The organism is Vibrio sp. V43_P6S15P86 (assembly GCF_009904725.1).
Taxonomy (GTDB): Bacteria; Pseudomonadota; Gammaproteobacteria; order Enterobacterales; family Vibrionaceae; genus Vibrio; species Vibrio diabolicus.
In genome coordinates this window covers 1-3,431 of the sequence record NZ_WXWT01000392.1, presented here as the reverse complement: position 1 = coordinate 3,431, position 3,431 = coordinate 1, and the positions used below count along the sequence as shown (strand labels likewise).

2 protein-coding genes are annotated in these 3,431 nt (G+C 43.6%); both read right to left on the bottom strand.

The annotated features are described in order from the left end of the window. Positions 1-189 precede the first annotated feature (189 nt). Positions 190-1,998: an AMP-dependent synthetase/ligase gene (locus tag CAG69_RS17805; protein WP_161445457.1), complete on the bottom strand. Its 1,809-nt coding sequence runs from the start codon at positions 1,996-1,998 to the stop codon at positions 190-192. 294 nt (positions 1,999-2,292) lie between these two features. Then, positions 2,293-3,252: a LysR family transcriptional regulator CalR gene (gene calR, locus CAG69_RS17800; RefSeq protein WP_005379693.1), complete on the bottom strand. Its 960-nt coding sequence runs from the start codon at positions 3,250-3,252 to the stop codon at positions 2,293-2,295. Positions 3,253-3,431: the final 179 nt, after the last annotated feature.

Below are 3,431 nucleotides of genomic sequence, written 5' to 3'. Positions count from 1 at the left end.
TCACAGTACAACCTAAAAATTTAACGTTCAAAAAAAGAATATTATTTCAGAACCTTTTAAGTATAGGGCGCTAAATAGCTGTATTTGGTGAGCAAAATAGAAAGAATCAACACAAACAAAAATCCCCAGTAATATGCAATAACATCACTGGGGATTTTTTCATCAATATAAAATCTAAGTCAGCTTAAGTTACTTTTTCTCTGACTTTTCCTTATACATTTCTTCAATTTCATCTTGGTATTTGTCATTGATGACTTTACGACGCAGTTTTTGAGTTGGCGTTAACTCACCATCATCCATAGAGAAAGCTCTTGGTAACAGTTTAAACTTCTTCACCTGTTCAAACTTTGCCAACTCTTTTTGGAGATCGTTAACACGCTTCTCAAGCATTTCGACCACTTGGTGATGCTTAATCAATTCAACGCGATCGTGATACTTGATATTCAGCTCTTTCGCATACTCTTCAAGAGAATCAAAACACGGCACAATCAGTGCCGAGACAAACTTACGCGTATCCGCGATAACCGCGATTTGCTCGATGAAGTGGTCTTTACCAATCGCACCTTCAATCATTTGTGGAGCGATGTATTTACCACCTGAAGTTTTCATCAACTCTTTGATACGATCAGTGATGAACAGGTTGCCATTTTCATCAATGTAACCCGCATCGCCAGTTTTTAGGAAACCGTGCTCGTCAAAGGTCTTTTCGGTCTCTTCTGGCATTTTGTAATAGCCACGCATCACCATTGGACCACGCACGAGAATCTCGTTGTTCTCACCGATCTTCACTTGCGCGCCAGGCATCGACATACCAATAGAGTCTGGGTTAAAGCACTTGTCATCCCAACACGATACTGTCGCCGTGGTTTCAGTCATGCCGTAACCTAACTTCACATTGATACCAATCGCGTGGAAGAATCGGCCTATGGTTTCATCTAACTTCGCACCGCCACACGGCATAAAGTTGATTTGTCCACCAAGTAACGCACGCAGCTTGCTCAGAACCAATTTATCCGCCAGGGCATATGACTTGCGCAGTATGAGCGATGGCTGACGTTTTTCTTGATGACAAGCGGCCATTTTTGCGCCCATGTTCACAGCCCAAGTAAACATGATCTTGCGATGAATTGGCGCGCGAGACACTTTCTCGTGAATCGCAGAGAAGATCTTCTCATAGAAACGCGGCACGGCACACATCACGGTAGGTTGCACTTGGCTCAGTGCATCACGTACCTGCATGGTGTCTTGCAAATAGCAGTTGGTCGCTCCTTTGTACAACACATAAAAGGTCCAAGCGCGTTCAAATACGTGTGACAACGGAAGGAAACACAGTGACACATCACTTTGAGAAAGGCTCAAACGTTGATCGTGCCCTTCCAATTGCGCCGCAATGTTTGCGTAGTCCAACATGACACCCTTTGGTTGTCCTGTTGTGCCCGAGGTGTAGATCAACGTGAGTAGATCATCTTCCTTTGCTTGCTCTAAACGTGCGTCCAATTCAACTTGGTATGTGGTATCGCCTTTGGCGACAAATGCTTGCCAAGAGATAACGAAATCATGCTCGCCAAGTTCGATATCATCAGACATGGTAACAATGAGCTCTAACTGCTCGCACTGGTCGAAAATGCTCACTGCTGCGTCAAATTGTGGCTGCTCACCAACAAACAGCACTTTAACGTCTGCGTTGTCAATGATGTACGCCGACTGAGCGGCGGTATTGGTTGGGTAAATAGGTACTGTTACGCCGCGTAGTTGTAGCGCTGCAATATCAGCAATCGTCCATTGCGGCATGTTGTTCGAGAAAATGCCGATTTTATCTTGGACTCCTAATCCCTGAGCCAAAAGTGCAAGTGATAAAGCATCAACTTGCTGACCAAATTGCGTCCACGTAATACCTTGCCATTCCTCACCCACTTTATGCTTGAGTGCAACGCGTGTACCACCGTTCGCAATTTGTTCACGAATACGTTTAACGATATGAAAATCTAACTTGGCCATTCTTTTACTTACCTTTTGGCTTACAGGCGTAAGCTAATTGAGCGAACAAGTGTACTCACGGCTTGCTAAAACGCAACTGACCAGTATCAAACTTATCACTAATAAGAGACAACTATCACTTATACGTCGCGAACATACCCAAAACTGCTGAATGATTACTCTATTTAACTTACTGTTTCGATTGTTGATTGCTAAAACAAAAAGCCCCGAGAGACAAAAATCTCTCGGGGACCAATGAATTGTAAAAATTGATGATTACCAATATGGTCTTAACCGATAAGACCAAACGTCATCTTATTTTGCGGCAACCACTTCACCACAAGTGATCATCAGTTGATCACGCAGCCAAATGTGGCCTTTATCTTTTTCACTTGATTCATGCCAACTTAAGAAGCCGCTGATTTCCTTATTTGCAAATGGGAAGTCTAGAATTTGCAGCTGATCGCTGTTTACCGCATTTTCTGCCATCCAACGTGGCGCGATAGTCACAAGCTCAGATTGACCCACCACATATAGTAGGTTGCTTAGACTAGAGCCTTCGTACGCGGCTTGGCAATCCAGTTCACGATATGCTTGTTCTGAGAAGCTACGTTGACCGTGCACTTTCGATAACTTCGCATGTTTTTCATTAAGCAGTTGCTCGGCCGTTACACCACCTTGAATGCGTGGGTGTGTTTTTGACGCGATAACCACTAATTCATCTTTGAAGATTTCAGTACTTGAGAAACCTTGCTCATCAAAGCGAGCATAATCGATCACAAAATCAATTTCTTGATAGCGCATACGCTCAGACAACAGACGGTCAAATTCTGCATCTAGGTGAAGCTGAACGTTTGGTGCTTGTTGATTCACTTTTGCCATGATCTTCGGAGCAAAACGCATGTCACAAGGGCTGCAAATCGCCAACTTAAATAAGCGAGTCGAAGATTCTGGTTGGAATACGGAGCTAGGAAGTTCATTACGAATCAGCTGTAATGCTTGGCGAATTGGGCCAAACAACTGACGAGCGCGTTGCGTTGGCTGAATACCACGGCCCTGACGCATAAACAGCTCGTCGTTAAACATCACTTTTAGACGTGCCACGGCATTACTTACTGCCGGCTGAGACATGCCTAAGTTATGTGCTGCACGAGTAATATTTTGCTCTTGCATCACAGCATCAAATACAGTCAGTAGGTTTAAATCTACACCACGCAAAGTGCTTTCCATACGGTAGCTAGCAATTGCGCTCATCGCATCTTTCTTCTCTAACATTGAGTGCGCCTCTTTTGTAATCGTCAACTTTGTTCATTAAATTCATAACGAATAGAATCCCATCTCGCACAAAAGACGGCGGCTGGATTCGAATCATTTTACGAATAGATAACCTAACTTTTTATTATATTTGCCGTCCGGATACTTCCGGCTCGAACTGTACTATCAACTAATCGATT